The 20,032-nt window shown below is 70.2% G+C and carries 21 protein-coding genes; 12 read left to right on the top strand and 9 right to left on the bottom strand.

The annotated features are described in order from the left end of the window. Positions 1-19: 19 nt before the first annotated feature. On the top strand, positions 20-1,762 hold the full coding sequence (locus AB0C30_RS21990) for a proline--tRNA ligase (protein WP_357946746.1): 1,743 nt from the start codon (positions 20-22) through the stop codon (positions 1,760-1,762). A 61-nt stretch (positions 1,763-1,823) separates the two neighbouring features. Here the strand turns inward: AB0C30_RS21990 and AB0C30_RS21995 are convergent, their stop codons facing one another. Genes AB0C30_RS21995 through AB0C30_RS22010 form a run of 4 tightly spaced genes read right to left on the bottom strand, consistent with a single transcriptional unit; the run spans position 1,824 to position 5,623 of the window. Next, the gene (locus AB0C30_RS21995; RefSeq protein WP_357946748.1) at positions 1,824-3,329 is read right to left on the bottom strand and encodes a tripartite tricarboxylate transporter permease; all 1,506 of its coding nucleotides are present in this window, start codon (positions 3,327-3,329) and stop codon (positions 1,824-1,826) included. A gap of 1 nt (position 3,330) precedes the next feature. Further along, positions 3,331-3,786, bottom strand: coding sequence for a tripartite tricarboxylate transporter TctB family protein (locus tag AB0C30_RS22000; protein ID WP_357946750.1), 456 nt, complete (start codon positions 3,784-3,786; stop codon positions 3,331-3,333). After that, positions 3,783-4,766 (bottom strand): tripartite tricarboxylate transporter substrate binding protein, encoded by a 984-nt coding sequence (locus tag AB0C30_RS22005; RefSeq protein WP_357946753.1) that lies wholly within the window; start codon positions 4,764-4,766, stop codon positions 3,783-3,785. Before AB0C30_RS22005 ends, AB0C30_RS22000 begins: the two co-directional genes overlap by 4 nt. Next, the gene (locus AB0C30_RS22010) at positions 4,763-5,623 is read right to left on the bottom strand and encodes a PHB depolymerase family esterase (RefSeq protein WP_357946755.1); all 861 of its coding nucleotides are present in this window, start codon (positions 5,621-5,623) and stop codon (positions 4,763-4,765) included. The genes AB0C30_RS22005 and AB0C30_RS22010 overlap by 4 nt, the downstream gene beginning before the upstream one ends. 68 nt (positions 5,624-5,691) lie before the next feature. Here AB0C30_RS22010 and AB0C30_RS22015 point away from each other — a divergent pair, with 68 nt between their 5' ends. After that, complete coding sequence (locus AB0C30_RS22015) at positions 5,692-6,738, top strand: DUF5937 family protein (protein WP_357946758.1); 1,047 nt, start codon at positions 5,692-5,694, stop codon at positions 6,736-6,738. Positions 6,739-6,968: 230 nt separating this feature from the next. Here the strand turns inward: AB0C30_RS22015 and AB0C30_RS22020 are convergent, their stop codons facing one another. Both AB0C30_RS22020 and AB0C30_RS22025 read right to left on the bottom strand, forming a co-directional pair. Further along, positions 6,969-7,397 carry a ferritin-like domain-containing protein gene (locus AB0C30_RS22020; RefSeq protein WP_357946761.1) on the bottom strand — a complete coding sequence of 143 codons (429 nt, stop codon included), beginning with the start codon at positions 7,395-7,397 and terminating at the stop codon, positions 6,969-6,971. Next, positions 7,394-7,873 carry a hypothetical protein gene (locus AB0C30_RS22025; protein ID WP_357946763.1) on the bottom strand — a complete coding sequence of 160 codons (480 nt, stop codon included), beginning with the start codon at positions 7,871-7,873 and terminating at the stop codon, positions 7,394-7,396. Before AB0C30_RS22025 ends, AB0C30_RS22020 begins: the two co-directional genes overlap by 4 nt. A 220-nt stretch (positions 7,874-8,093) precedes the next feature. On the opposite strand from AB0C30_RS22025, the gene rimP reads away from it, so the two are divergent. The 8 genes from rimP (at position 8,094) to truB (ending at position 16,096) form a co-directional block, all read left to right on the top strand. Then, a complete protein-coding gene (gene rimP / locus AB0C30_RS22030) occupies positions 8,094-8,585 on the top strand; it encodes a ribosome maturation factor RimP (RefSeq protein ID WP_225299403.1) in 492 nt (163 codons plus the stop codon). Between the two features lie 12 nt (positions 8,586-8,597). Continuing rightward, a complete protein-coding gene (gene nusA, locus AB0C30_RS22035; protein ID WP_357654416.1) occupies positions 8,598-9,602 on the top strand; it encodes a transcription termination factor NusA in 1,005 nt (334 codons plus the stop codon). Then, positions 9,586-9,900 carry a YlxR family protein gene (locus tag AB0C30_RS22040; protein ID WP_357946766.1) on the top strand — a complete coding sequence of 105 codons (315 nt, stop codon included), beginning with the start codon at positions 9,586-9,588 and terminating at the stop codon, positions 9,898-9,900. The genes nusA and AB0C30_RS22040 overlap by 17 nt, the downstream gene beginning before the upstream one ends. A gap of 112 nt (positions 9,901-10,012) precedes the next feature. After that, a complete protein-coding gene (infB, locus tag AB0C30_RS22045; RefSeq protein WP_357946769.1) occupies positions 10,013-13,171 on the top strand; it encodes a translation initiation factor IF-2 in 3,159 nt (1,052 codons plus the stop codon). A gap of 119 nt (positions 13,172-13,290) precedes the next feature. After that, positions 13,291-13,587, top strand: a complete 297-nt coding sequence (locus tag AB0C30_RS22050) for a DUF503 domain-containing protein (RefSeq protein ID WP_225299410.1) — start codon at positions 13,291-13,293, stop codon at positions 13,585-13,587. A gap of 42 nt (positions 13,588-13,629) precedes the next feature. Continuing rightward, positions 13,630-14,106, top strand: a complete 477-nt coding sequence (gene rbfA / locus AB0C30_RS22055; protein WP_357946772.1) for a 30S ribosome-binding factor RbfA — start codon at positions 13,630-13,632, stop codon at positions 14,104-14,106. Positions 14,107-14,114: 8 nt separating this feature from the next. Next, the gene (locus tag AB0C30_RS22060; protein ID WP_357946774.1) at positions 14,115-15,224 is read left to right on the top strand and encodes a bifunctional oligoribonuclease/PAP phosphatase NrnA; all 1,110 of its coding nucleotides are present in this window, start codon (positions 14,115-14,117) and stop codon (positions 15,222-15,224) included. Continuing rightward, the gene (gene truB, locus AB0C30_RS22065) at positions 15,224-16,096 is read left to right on the top strand and encodes a tRNA pseudouridine(55) synthase TruB (RefSeq protein ID WP_357946776.1); all 873 of its coding nucleotides are present in this window, start codon (positions 15,224-15,226) and stop codon (positions 16,094-16,096) included. Before AB0C30_RS22060 ends, truB begins: the two co-directional genes overlap by 1 nt. A gap of 10 nt (positions 16,097-16,106) precedes the next feature. Here truB and AB0C30_RS22070 read toward each other — a convergent pair whose 3' ends face one another. The 3 genes from AB0C30_RS22070 to AB0C30_RS22080 form a co-directional block, all read right to left on the bottom strand. Then, the gene (locus AB0C30_RS22070) at positions 16,107-16,784 is read right to left on the bottom strand and encodes a fibronectin type III domain-containing protein (RefSeq protein WP_357946779.1); all 678 of its coding nucleotides are present in this window, start codon (positions 16,782-16,784) and stop codon (positions 16,107-16,109) included. A 5-nt stretch (positions 16,785-16,789) separates the two neighbouring features. Further along, entirely contained in the window at positions 16,790-17,374 is a 585-nt protein-coding gene (locus tag AB0C30_RS22075; RefSeq protein ID WP_357946781.1) for a hypothetical protein, read from the bottom strand. Positions 17,375-17,485: 111 nt separating this feature from the next. Further along, positions 17,486-18,505: an SAM-dependent methyltransferase gene (locus tag AB0C30_RS22080; protein WP_357946784.1), complete on the bottom strand. Its 1,020-nt coding sequence runs from the start codon at positions 18,503-18,505 to the stop codon at positions 17,486-17,488. 83 nt (positions 18,506-18,588) lie between these two features. Between AB0C30_RS22080 and AB0C30_RS22085 the strand changes: the two genes are divergently transcribed. Together AB0C30_RS22085 and rpsO are read left to right on the top strand one after the other, a co-directional pair. Continuing rightward, positions 18,589-19,518, top strand: a complete 930-nt coding sequence (locus tag AB0C30_RS22085) for a bifunctional riboflavin kinase/FAD synthetase (protein WP_357948116.1) — start codon at positions 18,589-18,591, stop codon at positions 19,516-19,518. A gap of 164 nt (positions 19,519-19,682) precedes the next feature. Further along, entirely contained in the window at positions 19,683-19,952 is a 270-nt protein-coding gene (rpsO, locus tag AB0C30_RS22090; protein WP_214642971.1) for a 30S ribosomal protein S15, read from the top strand. Positions 19,953-20,032: the final 80 nt, after the last annotated feature.

Below are 20,032 nucleotides of genomic sequence, written 5' to 3' on the forward strand. Positions count from 1 at the left end.
GGCCGAACAAGGAGTAGCCGTGTCGCTGCGCATGTCGTCGTTGTTTCTTCGCACCCTGCGGGACGACCCGGCAGACGCGGAAGTGCCGAGCCACAAGCTCCTGGTCCGCGCCGGTTATGTCCGGCGGGTGGCGCCCGGCATCTACTCGTGGCTGCCCCTCGGCAAGATGGTGCTGGAAAACGTCGCCAAGGTCGTCCGCGAGGAGATGAACCGGATGGGCGGCCAGGAGGTGCTCTTCCCCGCCCTGCTGCCGCGCGAATACTACGAGGCCACCGGTCGCTGGACCGAATACGGTGACACGCTTTTCCGGCTCAAGGACCGCAAGGGCGTCGACTACCTGCTCGGCCCCACGCACGAGGAGCTCTTCGCCGACATGGTCAAGGGCGAATACTCCTCGTACAAGGACTATCCGGTCACGCTCTACCAGATCCAGACGAAGTACCGCGACGAGGCCAGGCCCCGCGCGGGCATCCTGCGCGGTCGCGAGTTCCTGATGAAGGACGCCTACTCCTTCGACCTCGACGACGAAGGACTCAAGCACTCCTACGAGCAGCACCGCGAGACCTACATCCGGACGTTCGACCGGCTCGGCATCGATTACAAGATCGTGTTCGCCACGTCGGGCGCGATGGGCGGCTCGGCCTCCGAGGAGTTCCTGGCGCCCACGCCCACCGGCGAGGACACCTTCGTGGCCTGCCGCTCCTGCGGCTACGCGGCCAACGCCGAGGCCGTCACCACGACCGCGCCCCCGGCCCGCGCCCTCGACGGGCTGGAGCCGCAGCGCGTCCTCGACACCCCCGACACCCCGACCATCGAGTCGCTGGTGTCCTACGTCAACGAGCACCACGGCCTGTCGATCACCGCCGCCGAGACCCTGAAGAACGTCGTCGTCAAGGTCACCACGCCCGGCTCCGACAAGGTCGAGACGCTGATCGTCGGCGTGCCCGGCGACCGCGAGGTCGACTTCAAGCGCCTGGAGGCCGCGCTGGCCCCCGGCGAGCCCGCCATCTTCGAGGCCGAGGACTTTGCCAAGCACCCCGGCCTGATCCGCGGCTACATCGGCCCGCAGGTCCTGCGCGACCTCGGCATCCGCTACCTCGTCGACCCCCGCGTGGTCACCGGCACCTCCTGGGTGACCGGCGCCAACGAACGCGGCAAGCACGCCGCCCACGTGGTCGCGGGCCGTGACTTCGTCCCCGACGGCACGATCGAGGCCGCCGAGGTGCGCGCCGGAGACCCGTGCCCCCGCTGCGGCTCGCCGCTGTCCATCGACCGCGGCATCGAGATCGGGCACATCTTCCAGCTCGGCCGCAAATACGCCGACGCGGCCGGGCTCGACGCCCTGGGCCCCGACGGCAAGCCGATCCGCATCACGATGGGCTCCTACGGCATCGGCGTCTCGCGCGCCGTGGCGGTCATCGCCGAGCAGGCCCACGACGAGCTCGGGCTGGTGTGGCCGCGCGAGATCGCGCCCGCCGACGTGCACATCGTGGGCACGGGCAAGGACAACCAGATCGAGGTGGCCCTCCAGCTGGCCGCCGAGCTGGAGTCCCGCGGGCTGCGGGTGCTCGTCGACGACCGGTCCGGGGTCTCGCCCGGCGTCAAGTTCAAGGACGCCGAGCTGCTCGGCCTGCCCACGATCGTGGTCGTGGGCCGCGGTCTGGCTCAGGGTGTGGTCGAGCTCCGCGACCGGGTCACCGGCGCCAAGGAGGAGATCCCGCTCGACACGGCCGCCGACCGCGTGCTGGCCGCCTGCTCGTAACGCGAAGCACGGCTCCCCCTTCGGTCAAGGGGGAGCCGTGCTGCTCTGCCAGGGGGAGCCGTCAGTCCATGGCCGCGGGCATGGAGATCTTGCCGCGGCGGCGGAGCACCACGGGCCCGATCAGGCAGGCGGCGGCGATCACCAGGATGGCCAGCGACACGGGCCGGGTGAAGAACACCGCCGGGTCCCCCTCACTGAACGCCAGGGCCCGCCTGAACTGCACCTCCATCAGCGGCCCGAGCACCGCCCCGAGGATCAGCGGCGCCACCGGATAGCCGGCCCGCCGCAGGACGAACCCCACCAGCCCGAACCCGTACGCCACCAGGATCTCGAACACGCTCTGCGAGGTGGCGTAGACACCCAGCGTCGCGAACGTCAGGATCGCCGCCGTCAGCAGCGCGGCCGGCACGCTCAGCAGCTTCACCCACAGCCGGATCAGCGGCAGGTTCAGCACCAGCAGCATCACGTTGCCGATGTAGAGGCTGGCGATCAGCGTCCACACGAGCACCGGTTGCTGATCGAACAGCTGCGGTCCCGGCTGCACGTTGTAGATCTGGAAGGCGATCAGCAGCATGCTGGCCGTGGCCGAGGTGGGGATGCCGAGCGTGAGCAGCGGCACCAGCACGCCGGAGAACGCCGCGTTGTTGGCCGCCTCGGGCCCCGCCACGCCCTCGATGGCGCCATGGCCGAACTCCTCGGGGTCCTTGGCCAGCCGCTTCTCGACGTTGTAGCTGAGGAAGGTGGGCAACTCGGCGCCGCCCGCGGGCAGCGAGCCGATCGGCAGGCCGAACGCGGTGCCCCGCAGCCACGGCCGCCAGGATCTGCGCCAGTCGTCGCGGGTCATGCCGATGCGCCCGGTCACCTTCACCGGCGGCTGCTCCTGCCGGTTCCGCTGGGCCGCGGTGGCGACCGCCTCGGCCACGGCGAACAGGCCGACGGCCAGCGCCACGACCGGCAGCCCCTCGTACAGGTCGGGTACGCCGAAGGCCAGGCGCGGCTGACCGGTCATCTGGTCGATGCCCACCATGCCGATCGCCAGCCCGAGGAAGAGGCTGGACAGGCCGCGCACGATCGAGTCGCCCATGAGCGAGGTGACGGTGACGAAGGCGAGCACCATGATCGAGAAGTACTCGGCGGGCTGGATCGACTTGGCGATGGCCGACATTCCGGGCGCCAGGAACGTGATCACGACGGTGGAGATCGTGCCCGCCACGAACGAGCCGATGGCCGCCGTGGCCAGCGCGGCCCCGGCCCGGCCCTTCCGCGCCATCGGGTAGCCCTCGAGCGTGGTGGGGATCGACGCCGTCTCGCCGGGGATGTTGAGCAGGATCGCGGTGGTGCTGCCGCCGTACATGCCGCCGTAGTAGATCCCGGCGAACATCACGAACGCGCCCACCGGGTCGAACACCATCGTCAGGGGCAGCAGCAGCGCGATCGTCGTGGCCGGGCCGAGGCCCGGCAGCACGCCGACGAGCGTGCCGACGGTGACGCCGAGCAGGCCGAGCAGCAGGTTCTGCAGGGTGAGCGCGTGCGCGAAGCCGTCGAGCAGGTGGCCCAGTACGCTCATCTCAGATCGCCAATCTGATCAGGCCCGGAGGCAGCGTGATGCCCAGCACCCGGTCGAACAGCACATACGTGGCCAGCGCCAGCAGCAGGCCCACGACCAGGTCGCGCACCAGCTTGCGGCTGCCGAGCACGCGGGCCACCGCGACGAAGAACAGCGTGGTCGCCTGCCAGTAGCCCACGGGCGCGAGCAGGACCGCGTACAGAGCGAGCGCGCCGATGAGGAGCAGCACGGGACGCCAGTGCACGCCCTCGTCCTCGCCGCCCTCGCGGGTCACCGGAGCGCGGAACGCCTGCACCACCCCGATCACGGCCACCACCGCCATGCCGATGCCGACCAGGAGCGGGAAGGCCCGTGGCCCGACGGCCTGGTAACCGCCGCCGTCAGGGATCATGAACGCCTGCGCCAGTACGACCAGCGCGACAGCCAGGAACCCCGCCGAGACGAGCCGGGTGGTCACTTGCCCAGTCCCAACTCGCCGAGGATTGTGGTGATCTGCCCGCGCTGCTCGGTGAGCACCTGCTTGAACGAGTCGCCCGGGGTCCAGGCGTCGACCCAGTTGTTCTGCTTGAGGACCTGCTGCCAGCACGACGTCTGCCGCATCTTGTCGATCATCTTGACGACGTCCTGCTGCTGCTCGGCCGACAGCCCCGCCGGGGCGAGCACGCCGGCCATCGTGGAGATGGCCTGGTCCGACAGCCCCAGTTCCTTCAGCGTCGGCGCGTCGATGCCCTCGATCCGCTTGTCGCCGTCCACCGCGAGGGCCTTGAGCTCTCCGGCCTGGAGCTGCGCGCGAAGCTCGGCGACGGTGTCGATGCCCGCGGTGGCGGCGCCGCTGAGCAGCAGGTTCATCGACTCGCCGCCGCCCGCCGTGGGCACGTAGTTGACCTGCTTGGCGTCGATGCCCTGGCCCTTGGCCAGTCCCGCGACCGTCATCTGCCCGGGGCCGCCGAGCGAGCCGCCGGTCCACTTGATGCCGTGCGGGTTCTTCTTCATCGCGGCCAGCAGCGACTTCAGGTCCGCGTACGGCGCGTTCTTCGGCACCACGATCGCGCTCGGACCCCTGCTCAGCCCGGCGATCGGGGTGAGCGTGGTCAAGTCGACGGGCGAGTGGTTGTTCACGATGCCACCGAGCATGGTCGCGCTGTCCATGACCATGAGCTGGTAGGGGTCGCCCTTGCTCTTGGCGAACTGGGCCAGCCCGATCGTGCCGCCCGCGCCGGGGACGTTGATGACCGTGGCCTTCGCGGTGGTGATCTTGCACTGGCTGAGCGCGCCGGCGATGCCGCGGGCACGGGTGTCCCAGCCGCCGCCGGGGCTGCCCGGCGCCATGATCGTCAGAGGCTTGCTCGGGTATTCGGCGCCCGCCTCGGCGCTCTCGCCGACCGCGCAACCGGTGGCCAGAACCGTCAGGACGGCGGCGGCAACAATGATCTTCATGAGGTCTCCCGGGGGGTGAGAATCGAGGTGAAGAAGTCCTTGACCGGCTCCAGCACGCTCATCGGCTGGTGCGCCACGCCGGGCACGACGTCGAACCTGACGTTGATGCCGTGCGCGGCGAAGTTGTCACGCAGCGCCGCCAGCCGTTCGACACGGGTGGTTCCGTAGGCGTCGGCGCCGTCCATCCAGTTGGCGTCGCCCTGGTTGTTGATCTCCCAGGTCTCGACGTCCTCGGCACCCACGACCATCTGTACCGGCACCGCCCCGAGCTCCTCGATCCTGGGCGGCTGGCCGAACTCCTCCTCGAACCCCTTGAGCCCGATCCACCACGGGCTGTCCCAGTCGATGTACGATATCCGCCCTGGTGCACCAATTGACACTCCGGCCAACCGGTCCGGATGCAGGTAGGCGAACCGATGGGCGAACTGGCCGCCGCCGGAGAAGCCGTGCAGGAGGAACCGCTCGGTGTCGACGTTGAAACGCTCGCCGACCTCCTCGACCATCGCCAGCAGCACGTGGTCGAAGCGGATGCCGCGGTAGTTGATGAACTTGAAGCCGTGCAGGTCGTCCGCGTCCTCGATGCCCGCGGGGAACAGCGGTGCCAGGACCAGGCAGCCCTGCTGCTCACCCCATTCGGCGAGGTTGTCGCGGTACTGCGGCCCGCGCCGTCCCGTCCCGTGCTGCATGACGGCGATCGGGACCGGCGGGCCGTCGGGCGAGTGGGCCGTCGGCACGTAGAGGCAGTAGGAGAAGCGCTGGTCGTATCGGGAGGCGAAGATGGTGGTGGACCCGCTGAAGTAATACTCCCGAGGGTGCTTAACCGCGCCGCCGTTTTCGTGTAGTGGTGCCTTGGCCATGGCGCCACAGCCTGGACATATATCCAGTTTCGGACAAGGAGATTGCCGCCAACGCGGTAATGTGCAACGTGCCCGTCACGCTCCTCCTGTCCTCCACCGACCCGGCCTCGATCACCATGGGCGTCTCCCCGCTGGCCGAGCTCTGCGCCTGCCTGCACGCGCTCGACGAGCCCGGACACCACCCCGCGGCGGCCCGCTGGGTGGCCAGGGTCCACACGGAGGCCGACGAGGACCTGCTGGCCAGGGCGACGGCGTGGGCGCCCCTGTGGAGCGCCTTCCGGGCCCGCTACCTGCTGCCGCTGTCCGCCGGCCGGTCCAGGACGCTCGAAGACGAGCTGGCCGAGATCGAGGCGCTGCCGATCGGCGACTTCACCGCCATGACCCTCCAGGCGCTCATCGGCAAGAACAGCGCCGGCGTCGGCGGCGACGTGCTCCAGCGCCTCAGACTGATCTCCTCCAGCCGGGTGGAGCTGGGCACCCGAGTGCAGAACGACCCCTGGGGCTTCAGGCGCGAACTGACCGGCTTCCTGGCCGACTTCGCCGCCGCGGCCTTCGAGGCGGACTGGCCGGGCCTGCGTACGGCGCTGGCCGCCGAGGCCGCGGTGCGCGAGCGGACGATCGCGGTGCACGGCCCCATGGCGCTGGCCGACTTCCCCACCGCCACGGCCGTCGAGGGCGGGCGTCGAATCGTCCTGGACAAGCTCTACAACGCCACCGCCCACATCGGCGCCGACCGGCCCTGCCTGCTCGTCCCCAGCCTGTACGGCCGCCCGCACTTCGTGGTCAAGCACTATCCGGGCTACCCCGTGGTCATCCAGTACGGCGTGGGCACCTCCGCCGGGGTCTCCCTGGAGACCGCCCGGCAACGGCTGGCCGTCCTCCAGCACCCGACCCGTCTCAAGCTCTGCTACGCCATCCTGCGCAATCCGGTGGCCACCTCGGAGCTCGCCAACCAACTGGGCATGACCGCCCCCCAGGTCTCAAGACACCTACGCCACCTGAGGGAGGCAGCGCTGGTGCACGTGCACCGGCGCGGCTCGGTGGTCTACTACCAACTCGACGCCGAGGCAATCGAACGCCTGGGCAGCGACCTACTGACGGTGCTCTACCGCTGAACCGCTCGCATCCGATCACTCCCGCTCCCCGGAGGGGACTCCCCTCCTTGGAGGCCTCTGCCACGATGGACGGTCTTCTTCCTCGCCCCCGGAGGGGATGCCCTTCCCAGGGACCCCAGCCACGACGGACGGCCTTCTTTCGCTCCCCCGAAGGGGGTATCTCCACAAGGACCCCAGCCACAACAGACCGTCACAGAGACTGAGACGGTCGTGTGGACGGTGAGCCGCTCTCAGCCGGTAGGCCCCGACATGCCGGGAAAGGCCGTGGTGATCGCGGGACGGAAGGAGTAGGAGCGGGCCACCGACTCCTGCATGGCCAGCGCCGCGTACCGGCGCAGCGACGCGTCGTCCGACGCCACCAGCTCCAGGTAGGCGGCCGTGATGCCGCCCTCCACGTGGACCGCGAGCTGAACCGCCTGCGCCGCCGTGGACGGCACGATCGGCAGGGCGTAGCCCCCCTCGGGCTCGGTCGGCGTGCCGCCCCGGGTGGTGATGGCGGTGCGCAACTGGTCGCGTCTGGCTCGATGAGCGTCGAACGCGGTCGTGACCCGCGACCGCAGCGAGCCCGTGGTGCGCGCGCCGATCAGCCCGTACGCGAAGACGGCGGCATGCTCGGCCGACAGCGCCTTGCGCAGCCTCTCCACATCGGCCGGTGTCACGTCGACCTCGGCAGGGCCAGGGCGTGGGCGGCCTCGCAGGCGCCGATGGCGGCGATGAGCTGGGCCAGCTGCGGCGAGACGCCGGCGAGCTGGCGGACGCGGAGCGCCGCCGCCCGGCGCTCGGCCTCACGCAGCCGCGACACCGACGTCTTCGGCACGGGAGCGGGCGTCTGAGGCGCGGGGGAGGAAGGGGATGGCGTGGGCTCGCCGGGCAGGCGTTTGCGCAACTCGTCGAGGTGAGCCTGATGGCGGTCGCGGAACGGGGTCAGCTTGGTCGCGCCGCCCGCGATCAGCGCGGAGTAGAGGGCGATCGTGTGTTCCTTGTCGGCGATCAGCTGCCGCAGCAGCACCCGCTCAGGATCTTCCGACGGAGTGGGCGACGGCTGGGGGGTGTCGGACGCGTCGCATCCCGACAGGGCCGCGGCGGCCGCTCCGCCCGCCAGCACGGCTCGCCGTGACAGAGAACGCGGGCGCACGGGCAGGGACCTCCTGTAAACGGAACGCAGATAGCATCGTACGGTCTTGCGCTCGCTCCCCGTGTCAGGCGACGCTCGCCATTCGCACGTGCCGAGTGGCGCTCTCTTCGTGCCCTCGTACAGATAGGGTGTCAACTGTCGTAGCTGGCTGAGCGGCCAGGCGACTTGAGAGCCAGAGGCGAGGTCCGCCCGGCTGAGACATGACAATAGGGAGGTCGATATGGGCAGCGCATCACCCCGCGACCACCTGATGAAGCTCCTTGAGCCCGTCGTCGGCGCGGAGGGCCTCGATCTGGAGGACGTCACGGTCACCCAGGCCGGCAAGCGCCGGCTGCTGCGTGTGATCGTCGACCGCGACGGCGGCGTGAGCCTCGACGACGTGGCCGACGTCAGCCAGGCCGTCTCCGCGGCGCTCGACGACGCCGACGCGATGGGCCAGTCGGCCTACACGCTGGAGGTCTCCTCGCCGGGCGTCGACCGCCCGCTGACCGAGCCGCGTCACTGGCGGCGCGCGGCCAAGCGGCTGGTGAAGGCCGAGATGAGAGATGGTTCCGTGGTGGAGGGCCGCGTGCGCTCCGCGGACGAGAGCGGCGTCGAGCTCGACGTCGACGGCGCCGGGCGCCGATTCGACTATCAGGACCTGGCCCGCGGACGGGTGCAGGTGGAGTTCCGCCGGTTCGACGACGAAGACGTCGACGGCGACGAAGGCTAAGGGGAAAGCCTCGTGGACATCGACATGAGCGTCCTGCGCAGCCTGGAGCGGGAGAAGGACATCTCCTTCGACCTGGTCGTCAAGGCGATCGAAGACGCGCTGCTGATCGCCTACTTCCGCACCGAGGGTGCCGCGCCCAAGGCGCGCGCGGAGCTCGACAGGACGAGCGGGCACGTGACCATCTTCGCCGCCGAGATCGACGACGAGGGCGAGATCGTCAGGGAGTTCGACGATACGCCGGGCAACTTCAGCAGAATCGCGGCGACCACCGCCAAGCAGGTCATCCTGCAGCAGCTGCGCGACGCCGAGGACGAGATCAACTTCGGCGAGTTCGCCAGCCGCGAGGGTGAGCTGGTCTCCGGTGTGATCCAGCAGGGCAAGGACCCGCGCGTGGTGCTGGTCGACCTCGGCAAGATCGAGGCCGTCCTGCCGCACAACGAGCAGGTGCCCGGCGAGGACTACGTGCACGGCGAGCGCATCCGCGCCTATGTGGTGCAGGTGAAGAAGGGCCACAAGGGCCCTTCGGTCACGCTGTCGCGTACCCATCCGGGCCTGGTCAAGAAGCTGTTCGCGCTGGAGGTGCCGGAGATCGCCGACGGCACGGTGGAGATCGCCGCCGTGGCCCGCGAGGCCGGTCACCGCACGAAGATCGCGGTCAGGTCGCGCAGGCAGGGCGTCAACGCCAAGGGCGCGTGCATCGGCCCGATGGGCTCGCGCGTGCGCAACGTGATGACCGAGCTGCACGGCGAGAAGATCGACATCATCGACTGGTCCGAGGACCCCGGCGAGTTCGTGGGGAATGCCCTGTCGCCGGCCCGCGTTTCCCACGTTGAGGTCCTCGATCTCGAAGGCCGGGTCGCGCGGGTGACCGTGCCCGACTACCAGCTCTCCCTGGCCATCGGCAAAGAGGGACAGAACGCCCGGCTTGCCGCGAGGCTCACTGGATGGCGGATTGACATCAGGCCTGACACCCAGGCCGAGGATGCTGCCGGTTCCGTAGATGCGTCAACACGGTAAGCTGGAATATGGTGGCCACGCGGCTCCACAGCGCACCTGTGTGGGCTGCAGGGTCCGTACGGCTAAGTCCGACCTGCTCCGCTTGGTGCGGGTCGAGGATCACGTGATCCCTGACCTGCGAGGACGGCTTCCTGGTCGAGGTGCGTCACTGCATCCGTCCGAGAAGTGTCTGGAGCTTGCCGAGCGTCGCCGAGCGTTTCCGCGCGCGTTCCGCGTGCCGGGGCCGCTTGACGTCTCGCGCGTGCGGGTGCACCTGGAGAAGGGGAACCAAGAAATGTCATGTAGGACGCCGAGTTGATGGGCGGAGTCAGATTGCTATGAGCGCCTGATGAGCACGCGGCGATGAAGATGTCAAGGTAGCGACGGTCCGGACGGCACAGCCAGCCTCCCGGGCCGAGTAAGGGAGTGCAGTGGCGAAGGTCCGGGTATACGAGCTCGCTAAGGAGTTCGGCGTAGAGAGCAAGGTCGTCATGGCCAAGCTCCAGGAGATGGGGGAGTTCGTCCGTTCGGCGTCCTCCACCATCGAGGCGCCGGTGGTCCGCAGGCTCACCGAAGCATTGGGCGCATCCAAGGGTGGGTCCTCGAGGGGCGGCGGTTCGTCGTCCAAGCCGCAGCCGCCAAGGGCTGCTCCCCGGCCGGCGGACAGCCTGGCCGGTAACGGCGTCGCGGAGGCGCCGACCCCAACATCAGCTCCGCGTCCTGGTCCGGGCCCCAGGCCCGGTCCGCGTCCGGGTCCGGCAGGTCCCGCGGGCGGCGGTCAGCCGCGCCCGCCGGTGCCGATGCCGCACCAGCCGCAGCCTGAGCCCGAGCGTGCCGACACCTCCGGCGCTCCGCAGGCGCGTTTCGACAGCGGCACCCGTCCCGCGCCCGCTGCGGGCGCCCCCACTCCGGGCCCGCGTCCCGGTCCCGCCGCCCGTCCGGGTCCCAAGCCCGGCCCCGCGGCGCGTCCCGGCGCGCCCTCCGGTGGCGGCGGCCCGGCGGCTCCGCGTCCCGACCGTGGTCCGTCCGATCGTGGCCCGTCCGACCGTTCCCCCTCCGGTGGCGGTCCTCGTCCGGGTCCCGGTCCCAAGCCGGGTCCGCGCGGCCCGCGTCCGGGCAACAACCCGTTCTCGTCCAACGCCAGCGGCATGGGCCAGTCCCGGCCGCCGCGTCCCGGTGCCAACCGCGATGGTGGCGGCACCGGTCCCGGCCAGCGCGAGCGTCGTGACGGTCCGCCGCGCGACGGCGCGGCCCCGCGTCCCCCGCAGGGTCGTGGCGGCGACGGCAGGCCCGGTGCGGCCGGTCCGCGTCCTGGTCCGCCCGGTGCGGCCGGCCCGCGTCCCGGTCCCGGTGCGGGCGGTCCCCGTCCCGGCGGTCCGCGTCCCAACCCGATGATGATGCCCCAGGGTCGTCCCGCCGGTCCCGGCGGTGGCGGCGGCGGTGGCCGTCCCGGTGGTGGCGGCGGTCGTCCCGGCGGCGGTGGCGGCGGTGGCCGTCCCGGTGGCGGTGGCGGCGGCGGTCGTCCCGGTGGTGGCGGCGGTTTCGCCGGTCGCCCCGGTGGCGGCGGTGGCGCCGGTCGTCCGGGCACGAGCACCGGTGGTCCCGGTGGCGGCGGCGGTTTCGCCGGTCGTCCCGGTGGCGGCGGCCGTGGCCGCGGTGGCGGCACGGCGGGCGCGTTCGGGCGTCCCGGTGGCCGTCCCACGCGTGGCCGCAAGTCCAAGCGCCAGAGGCGCCAGGAGTTCGACAACATGTCGGCCCCGGCGATCGGCGGCGTGCAGGTCGCGCGCGGCAACGGTGCGACGATCCGCCTTCCGCGCGGCGCTTCGCTCTCCGACTTCGCCGACCGGATCGGTGCCAATCCCGCCTCGCTGGTGCAGATCATGCTGCACCTCGGCGAGATGGTGACCGCCACCCAGTCGGTCAACGAGGAGACGCTGCAGCTGCTCGGCTCCGAGCTCGACTACAACATCCAGGTCGTCAGCCCGGAGGAGGAGGACCGCGAGCTTCTCGAGGCCTTCGACATCGAGTTCGGCGAGGACGAGGGCGACGAGGCCGACCTGGCCGCGCGTCCGCCGGTCGTGACCGTCATGGGTCACGTCGACCACGGTAAGACCAAGCTGCTCGACGCCATCCGCAAGACCAACGTGGTGGCGCGCGAGGCGGGTGGCATCACCCAGCACATCGGCGCTTACCAGGTCGCCACCGAGCACGAGGGCGAAGAGCGCAAGGTCACCTTCATCGACACCCCGGGTCACGAGGCGTTCACCGCCATGCGTGCCCGTGGTGCCAAGGCGACCGACATCGCGGTGCTGGTGGTCGCGGCCGACGACGGCGTCAAGCCGCAGACGATCGAGGCGCTCAACCACGCCCAGGCGGCCGACGTGCCGATCGTGGTCGCGGTCAACAAGGTCGACAAGGAGGGCGCCGACCCCAACAAGGTCCGTGCCCAGCTCACCGAGTACGGCCTGGTGGCGGAGGAGTTCGGTGGCTCGACGCTGTTCGTCGACATCTCCGCCAAGAACGGGACCGGCATCGAGCAGCTGCTCGAGGCCATCCTGCTCACCGCGGACGCCGAGCTCGACCTGCGCGCCAACCCGGCGATGGACGCTCAGGGCATCGCGATCGAGGCGCACCTCGACAAGGGCCGTGGCCCGACCGCGACCGTCCTGGTCCAGCGCGGCACGCTGCGCGTCGGCGACTCCATCGTCTGTGGCGAGGCCTACGGCCGCGTCCGGGCGATGCTCGACGACAACGGCGACCTGGTCGAAGAGGCCACGCCGTCCCGTCCGGTCCTGGTCATGGGTCTGACGGCGGTGCCGGGCGCGGGTGACAACTTCATCGTCGTCACCGACGACCGGATGGCCCGTCAGATCGCCCAGCAGCGCGCGGCGCGCAAGCGCAGCGCCGACATGGCGAGGTCGAGCCGTCGCCTGACCCTCGAGGAGCTGTTCAGCAACCTCGAGAAGGGTCGCGTCGACGAGCTCAAGCTCATCATCAAGGGTGACGTGTCCGGTTCGGTGGAGGCCCTGGAAGACGCCCTGCTCAAGATCGATGTCGGCGACGAGGTCAGGCTCCGTGTCCTGCACCGCGCCGTCGGTGCGATCACCGAGTACGACGTCAACCTGGCCGTCGCCGACGACAACGCGGTCATCATCGGCTTCAACGTCCGGCCTGAGCCCCGGGCGCGCGACCTGGCCGAGCGCGAGGGCGTCGACATCCGCTACTACTCGGTCATCTACCAGGCGATCGAGGAGATCGAAGCGGCGCTCAAGGGCATGCTCAAGCCCGAGTTCGAAGAGGTCCAGATGGGCACCGCCGAAGTCCGCGAGGTCTTCAAGGTGCCGAGGATCGGCAACGTCGCCGGTTCGCTGGTCCGCTCCGGCACGATCGTGCGCAACAGCAAGGCCCGGATCATCCGCGATGGCGTCGTCATCGCCGACAACCTGACCGTCTCGTCGCTGCGTCGCTTCAAGGACGACGCGACCGAGGTCCGCGAGGGCTTCGAGTGCGGTATCGGGGTCGGCTACAACGACATCCGGATCGACGACGTCATCGAGACGTTCGAGATGCGGGAGAAGCCGCGCGCGTAACACGCGGCCGGGCGCCCGGCGGACCATCCGCCGGGCGCCTCTCGCACGCCTGGGCCCGCTTTCCACTGCAGCGGGGCCGGGGTGCCTTCACACACCAGGACAAGCGGTGGTTGCCAACGATGTATGTGGGTGCTCTGACCCTGGACATCCTGCTCGGCGACGTACATTCGCTGAAGCAGAAGCGTTCCGTCGTGCGACCGCTGGTCGCCGAGCTGCACAGGCGTTTTCCCGGTGTCGCGGTGGCCGAGACCGGTCACCTCGACCTGCACCGCCGGGCGGAGGTCGGCATCGCCGTAGTCTCGGGCTCGGCGGGCAACTGCCAAGAGGTATTGGACGCCTGCGAGCGCATGGTGGCCTTCCGCCCTGAGATCGAGCTGCTGTCGGCGAGACATCGGCTCTACAACGACGAAGACTGAACGACTGCACGGCCTCCGGGCCGTGCGTGAGGGGGAGCGAACATGGTGGATGCAGCACGAGCGCGCAAGCTCGCCGACCGCATCCAGCAGATCGTCGCCGAGATGCTGGAGCGCCGGATCAAGGACCCGCGCCTGGGCTTCGTCACCGTGACCGACACGCGCATCACCGCCGACCTGCGTGAGGCCACGGTCTTCTACACGGTGTTCGGCTCCGATGCCGAGCGGGCCGACACTGCGGCCGCCCTCGATAGCGCGAGAGGCATCATCCGCTCCGAGGTGGGCCGCCAGACCGGTGTCCGCTTCACTCCGACGCTGGAGTTCAAGCACGACCCGCTGCCCGACAGCGCGCGCCAGCTCGACGATCTGATCAACGCCGCCAAGGCGAGGGACGCCGAGGTGGCGCGCAAGGCCGAGGGCGCGACCTATGCCGGTGACCCCGATCCCTACCGCAAGCCGGAGGAGGACGACGAGCCGGACCTCCTCGGCAAGCCTGACGAGGACGGGCAGCCGGCGACGTGACGCCCGACGTGCGCGACAGAACCGATCGCCCGCCCCACCCGGGTCCGGGCACATCGGCTGAGGGCACGTCGGGGCAGGGTCGTGTTCAGGCTCTGCCGCTCACCGGCGCGGACGGCGCGCTGCCGCCGTCCGGCTCGGTGATCCCCGAGCCCGCCTGGCGGCGCGCGCTCGATCTGATCGGCAAGGCCGACGAGATCGCGCTGGCCTGCCACGTGTCACCCGACGGCGACGCGCTCGGCTCGATGCTGGCCACCGGCTCCGTCCTGCGGGCCCAGGGCAAGCGGGTCGTCGCCTCCTTCGGTGACCGGCAGTTCGACGTGCCGCGCCTGCTGCGCTTCCTGCCCGGCCAGGACCTGCTCGTGCCGCCGGCGGACTTTCCGGCGGAGCCGGAGCTGATGATCACCTTCGACTCCTCGACGCCCGACCGGCTGGGCCTGCTGGGCCCCAACACGGCCAAGGCCCACGAGGTCATCGTGGTCGATCATCACCTGTCCAACACCGGGTTCGGCACGCTCAGCCTCATCGACCCGCACGTGGCCGCGACGGCCGTGCTGGCCGAGCAGCTGATCTACCGGCTCGGCGGCAGCCTGGACCGTGACATCGCCACCTGCCTGTACGCCGGGCTGGTGACCGACACCGGTTCGTTCCGCCACGCCTCGACCACGCCAGAGGTGCACCAGATGGCCGCCCGGCTGGTCGCCACCGGGCTGCGTACCGACGAGATCGCCCGCGAGCTGTGGGACCGGTCTCCGTTCGGCTACCTCAAGGTGCTGGCCGCCGCGCTCGAGCGGGTGTCGCTGGAGGACGGCCTGGTCTGGACGTACGTGCCACGGGTCGACCGGGTTGCGTACGGCCTGCCGTACACCGAGCTGGAGGGCCTCATCGACATCGTGCGGCGCACGGACGAGGCCGAGGTGGCGGTGGTGCTCAAGGAGGACGACCAGGGAGCCTGGCAGGTGTCGAGCCGGTCCAAGGGCACGGTCGACGTCGGCGCGATCTGCGCCGTGCTGGGCGGCGGCGGTCATCACAACGCGGCCGGATTCACCTCGCACCTCAGCGTCGAGGACACCATCGCGGCGTTCCGGGCGCTGCTGCCGAGTCGAGACGGAGAGACTTGATGGCCGAGAGCGGCTTGATCATCGTGGACAAGCCGGCCGAGTGGACGTCCCACGACGTGGTGGCCAAGATGCGGCGGCTGGCCGGCACCCGGCGGGTGGGCCACGCGGGCACCCTCGACCCCATGGCGACGGGCGTGCTCGTGGTCGGCGTGGAGAAGGCGACCCGGCTGCTCGGGCACCTGGCGCTGACGGAGAAGGTCTACGAGGCCACGATCCGGCTCGGAGTGACCACCAACACCGACGACGCCGAGGGCGAGGTCATCTCGACGGCCCCGGCGGCCGAGGTGCGCCCCGCCGAGGTCGAGAAGGGCATCGCGGCGCTCACCGGCGAGATCATGCAGATCCCGCCGCAGGTCAGCGCGATCAAGGTCGGGGGGCAGCGGGCGTACAAGCTGGCCAGGGCGGGCGAGGACGTCGAGCTGGCCGCGCGGCCGGTCACCGTGAGCGAGTTCTCCGTGCTGGACATCAGGGCGCACGACGACGTGATGGACATCGACGCGGTGGTGACCTGCTCCAGCGGCACCTACATCCGGGCCCTGGCCCGTGACCTGGGAGCCGGGCTCGGCGTCGGCGGGCACCTGACGGCGCTGCGCCGCACCCGGGTCGGCCCGTACGACCTGTCGCGGGCCAGGACCATCGACCGGCTGGCCGAGGAGTGCGTGGTCCTGCCCATCGGGGAGGCGGTGTCGGCGGCGTTCCCGCGCTGGGACCTCACCGCCGAGGAGGCCAGGGTCGTCAGCCACGGCGGACGGTTGCCCGCCGCGGGGCACGGCAAGGGCCCGATCGGCGTGTTCGGGCCGGAGGGCGAGTTGCTCGCGCTGGTGGAGGAGCAGGGCCGCATCGCCAAGCCCCTGGCCGTGTTCATTTCCTAGACGTCATTTCCTAAGAACCGCCGGTCGTCTGGTGGGCGACGTTCGACGGCGGCCCGTAGCGGAAGGCGCGTACCCGGTAGGACGCGCGGCTCTCCTCGGGCAGCGTGACCAGGCCGAAGGCGTTGACGTCCGGATCGAGGGCGGCGACGACCCGGAAGTCCGGCCGGCCCGACGGGCGGTCCTCCAGCAGGAAGCCCTCCTCGTCGGAGGTCCGGTCGGTCCACCGGAACGCCACGCCGTCGGCCTGCGTCACGATGGCCCGCAGATCCGACGGCGCCGCCCCCTCGCTCCTGACCGGCCGCGCCCCTTTCGGGCCGCCGGGGATCGTCCGCGGCTCCGACCAGCCGGGCTGCGGCTTGGCGTACGGGCCGCCGCCCAGCGCCACGTCCACCGGCGCGGAGGCCTGGCCGTAGTAGGGCCGCAACCGATAGTAGAACGGCGTGCGCGGGATCAGATCGGGATGCGTGTACGTGCTCTGCTCCGGCGGCAGGAACCCCAGGATGGTGTACGGCCCCTGTGGCTCGGTGGCGAACTCCAGGACGTGCCCGGAGGCGTCCGGCTCGCGGCCCTCCCAGCGCAGCGTGATGTCGGTCGGTGACACGAGGGTGGCCGTCAGGTGGATCGGCGTCTGCGGCGGCCTCGAGCAGGCGGCCGTCAGCAGGAGCAACGCCACCAGAGCTGCTCTCATCGCCGCTACTTGCGCCAGAACTGTATGCCGCTCCACTCGACCGTGGCGGGACCCTTGCCGCTGCCCGTCCGATAGGCGCCGAACTTGTCGTAGAAGCTGCCGCTCTCACTCGACACGGTGTGCTTCAGCGACCCGTTGATGTAGGTCCGATGGGTGCTGCCGACCACGTGAACGGTGTTGACGCGGACCGTTGTGCCGATCGTGGCGCCGGTGGCGATCGTGTCGCCGCCGTGCACGGAGTAGAGCCGGCCGCCGCGTTCGACGGCGAGCATGAAGAACGGGCCGGTCGTCTTGAAGGTCTGCTTCAGGCTGATGCGGGTGCCTTCCAGACTGGTGATCTTGAAGTAGCCCTCGAACTGGCGGGTGCCGCTGGAGTAGGTGGCGTAGCGCCGCTCGGCCCGCTGGTCGCCGCTGCCGGTGGAGCAGCTCAGCTTGAAGGTCAGGTCGTTGACGTCACCGCAACCCCGCTCCTGGACGGTGAACGTCGGCTCGTACGAGGTCCAAGGTCCCGACTCCACAGGGTCGGCCGCGGCGGGCAGGGCTGGGACGAGTAATCCGATCGCTAACGCGCCCGTGGTGACTAATCGCATCGTTCCTCCCGATTAGGAAACTTTCCTATCAGGATTCATAGGATCACTCACCACTCTCCTCGTCAAGAGTTGTGATGCGAGCTGTCGGAAGCGGGGGAGAGATCCGACCTCTTATGGCTTGCGGGCCACCATGATGTCGCGGACGATCGCCTGATCGACCCAGTGCTCGAAGTCCGGCAGATCGACCACGTCGAGCCCCGCCTTGGCGAGAATCTCGGCCAGGTCGTCGCGGGTGCCGCCATAGGTGTTCCACGAGATGCCGAGGGCGCCGCCGGGCCGCAGCAGCTCCGCCCAGACGGGCGCGGCCTTCCTGATGAGCTCCAGGGGGCTGCGCGACAGCCCACCGCCGCCGCCCCTGCTGCCGTGCTGCACGCCATAGGGGGCGTCGGTCACCAGGACGTCGAAGGAGCGCGGCTTGAAGAACTCGCGGCTGCGCAGGGTGTCCGCGTTGACCACGGAGACGCGCTGCGTGTCGCCGGACTTGAACTCCTCCTTCGACCGGCTGAAGGAGATGTTCAGTCGCCGGCCGACCAGCGCCCGCTCACGGCGTACGGGCACGGTCTCGGCAGTGTGCTTGAACCGCTTGTTCTTCAGCCAGGTCTTGAGGAAACCGGTATACGCCTCGAAGTCCTTGCTGTCGACATCAGCCCCATAGGCGTCATATCCGTACATAAGGGCCTGGTTGAGCGTGGTGCCACGCCCGCACAGCGGATCGAACACCGACAACCGCTCGTCCAGCCGCCGGTCGCTGGCCAGCACCGTGACGTTCAGCAGCAGCTTGGTGAAGTGCTCGTTCGTCTTGCCGGCGTATTTCTGGATCGTGATCAGATCGCTGCTGAGCCGGTCGAGCGGCGACACGGTGAGCGGCCGCAGCAGCTCGCCCTCGATCCCGTAGAGCGCGTAGACCGAGGAGAGGTTGGACAGCAGCGCGACGTCACCGGCGCCGAGCGGCGCGGCCGTCTCGAAGGTCACGTACGGCAGGCCGCCGATCACGCTCTCCCCGAGGTCCGACACCTCGGTCTCCAGGGCCCGCCGGCCGAAGAAGGCCAGCTCGGCGAGGGTCAGGCGGACCGCGCTCTCACCGTAGACACGGTTGAAGGCAGGCAGGATCAGAAGTGCGTATCGAGGCATGGTGCGGCCGATCGTACCCCCTCGATTGGAGCTGACGCGGCGCCGCATGGCAGGCTGGTGGAGGATTGATCCGCGACAAGCGAATGGGGCCGGGCGTGCAGGGTTCGGAAAGGTCCGCCGTCACGATCGGCGTGTTCGACGGCGTGCACCGCGGGCACCAACAGGTGGTCGAGCGGGCCGTGGCCGCCGCCCGGGAGCGCGGTCTGCGCGGCGTCGCGGTCGTCTTCGAGCCGCACCCCGCCGAGGTCGTCCGGCCCGGGTCCCACCCGGCCCGCCTGACCACGCCGAGGCGCAGGTCGGAGCTGCTGACCGGGCTCGGCGTGGGCGAGGTGTGCGTCGAGGAGTTCACGCTGGAGCTGTCCAGGATGAGCCCCGGCGAGTTCGCCCAGTCGATCCTCGCCGACCGGCTGCGGGCCGCCGTGGTCGTGGTGGGGGCGAACTTCACCTTCGGCCACCGCGCGGCCGGCACCACCGAGACCCTGGTCGCGCTCGGCGAGAAGTACGACTTCGCCGTCGAGGTGGTCCCGCTGCTCGACGGGGTCTCCTCAACCGAGATCCGCGGCCGGCTGACGGCCGGTGACGTCGAGGGCGCCACGGCCGGCCTGGGCCGCCCGCACCGGGTGGAGGGCGTCGTCGTGCGCGGCTACCAGCGCGGCCGCCAGCTCGGCTTCCCCACCGCCAACGTCGAGACGCCGCCCCACACGGCCATCCCCGCCGACGGGGTCTACGCGGGCTGGCTGGAGTGCGTGCCCGTCGCCAACCTGCCCGCCCTCTACGCGGGTGAGCGCTGGCCCGCCGCCATCTCCGTCGGTACCAACCCCACCTTCGAGGGGGTCCCGCGCACGGTCGAGGCGTACGCGCTGGACCGCGACGACCTGGAGCTGTACGGCGTGCACGTGGCGGTAGACTTCGCGGCGAGACTGCGGGGAAACACCCGGTTCGACTCGATCGAAGAGCTCATCGCCCAGATCCACACCGACGTCGACCAGGCCAGGCGGCTGACCTCGGGCTGAGGATAGATGACGCGGCGCTTGACCGCGATGGTAACCTTGCATGTCGGTCCAGTGACGGCGGCGCTGCGCGCTGCTCTGACGGCCTTCGCCGCGGCGACTGTAGGCACGCACGGTCGCTCGCATCATTTATCTATTCGCGCGTGCCTGTAGCTCAAAGGAGAGCCGTGTCCCTCGACACCGCTGCCAAGAAGACCATCATCGCTGAATACGCGACGGCCGACGGCGACACCGGGTCGCCCGAGGTGCAGATCGCGCTGCTCAGCAAGCGCATCAGCGAGCTGACCGAGCACCTGAAGACGCACAAGCACGACCACCACAGCCGTCGTGGCCTGCTCCTGCTCGTCGGGCGTCGGCGCCGCCTGCTGAAGTACCTGCAGAAGGTCGACATCGCGCGTTACCGTGCGCTCATCGAGCGCCTCGGCCTGCGCCGATAGAGTGAGAGGGAGCGGCGTCCGCGTCGCTCCCTTCTCATTGCACCACCGGCGCGTCGAGCGCCGTACAACTGAATATCCGA

Source organism: Nonomuraea sp. NPDC048901 (assembly GCF_040649695.1).
GTDB lineage: Bacteria > Actinomycetota > Actinomycetes > Streptosporangiales > Streptosporangiaceae > Nonomuraea.

Coding starts and splice junctions, on each gene's coding strand:
- AB0C30_RS21995 (WP_357946748.1), bottom strand. CDS start 3,329: ATGAGCGTACTGGGCCACCTGCTCGACGGCTTCGCGCACGCGCTCACC.
- AB0C30_RS22005 (WP_357946753.1), bottom strand. CDS start 4,766: ATGAAGATCATTGTTGCCGCCGCCGTCCTGACGGTTCTGGCCACCGGT.
- AB0C30_RS22010 (WP_357946755.1), bottom strand. CDS start 5,623: ATGGCCAAGGCACCACTACACGAAAACGGCGGCGCGGTTAAGCACCCT.
- rimP (WP_225299403.1), top strand. CDS start 8,094: ATGGGCAGCGCATCACCCCGCGACCACCTGATGAAGCTCCTTGAGCCC.
- AB0C30_RS22040 (WP_357946766.1), top strand. CDS start 9,586: ATGCGTCAACACGGTAAGCTGGAATATGGTGGCCACGCGGCTCCACAG.
- AB0C30_RS22050 (WP_225299410.1), top strand. CDS start 13,291: ATGTATGTGGGTGCTCTGACCCTGGACATCCTGCTCGGCGACGTACAT.
- rbfA (WP_357946772.1), top strand. CDS start 13,630: ATGGTGGATGCAGCACGAGCGCGCAAGCTCGCCGACCGCATCCAGCAG.
- truB (WP_357946776.1), top strand. CDS start 15,224: ATGGCCGAGAGCGGCTTGATCATCGTGGACAAGCCGGCCGAGTGGACG.
- AB0C30_RS22070 (WP_357946779.1), bottom strand. CDS start 16,784: ATGAGAGCAGCTCTGGTGGCGTTGCTCCTGCTGACGGCCGCCTGCTCG.
- AB0C30_RS22075 (WP_357946781.1), bottom strand. CDS start 17,374: ATGCGATTAGTCACCACGGGCGCGTTAGCGATCGGATTACTCGTCCCA.
- AB0C30_RS22080 (WP_357946784.1), bottom strand. CDS start 18,505: ATGCCTCGATACGCACTTCTGATCCTGCCTGCCTTCAACCGTGTCTAC.
- AB0C30_RS22085 (WP_357948116.1), top strand. CDS start 18,589: ATGGGGCCGGGCGTGCAGGGTTCGGAAAGGTCCGCCGTCACGATCGGC.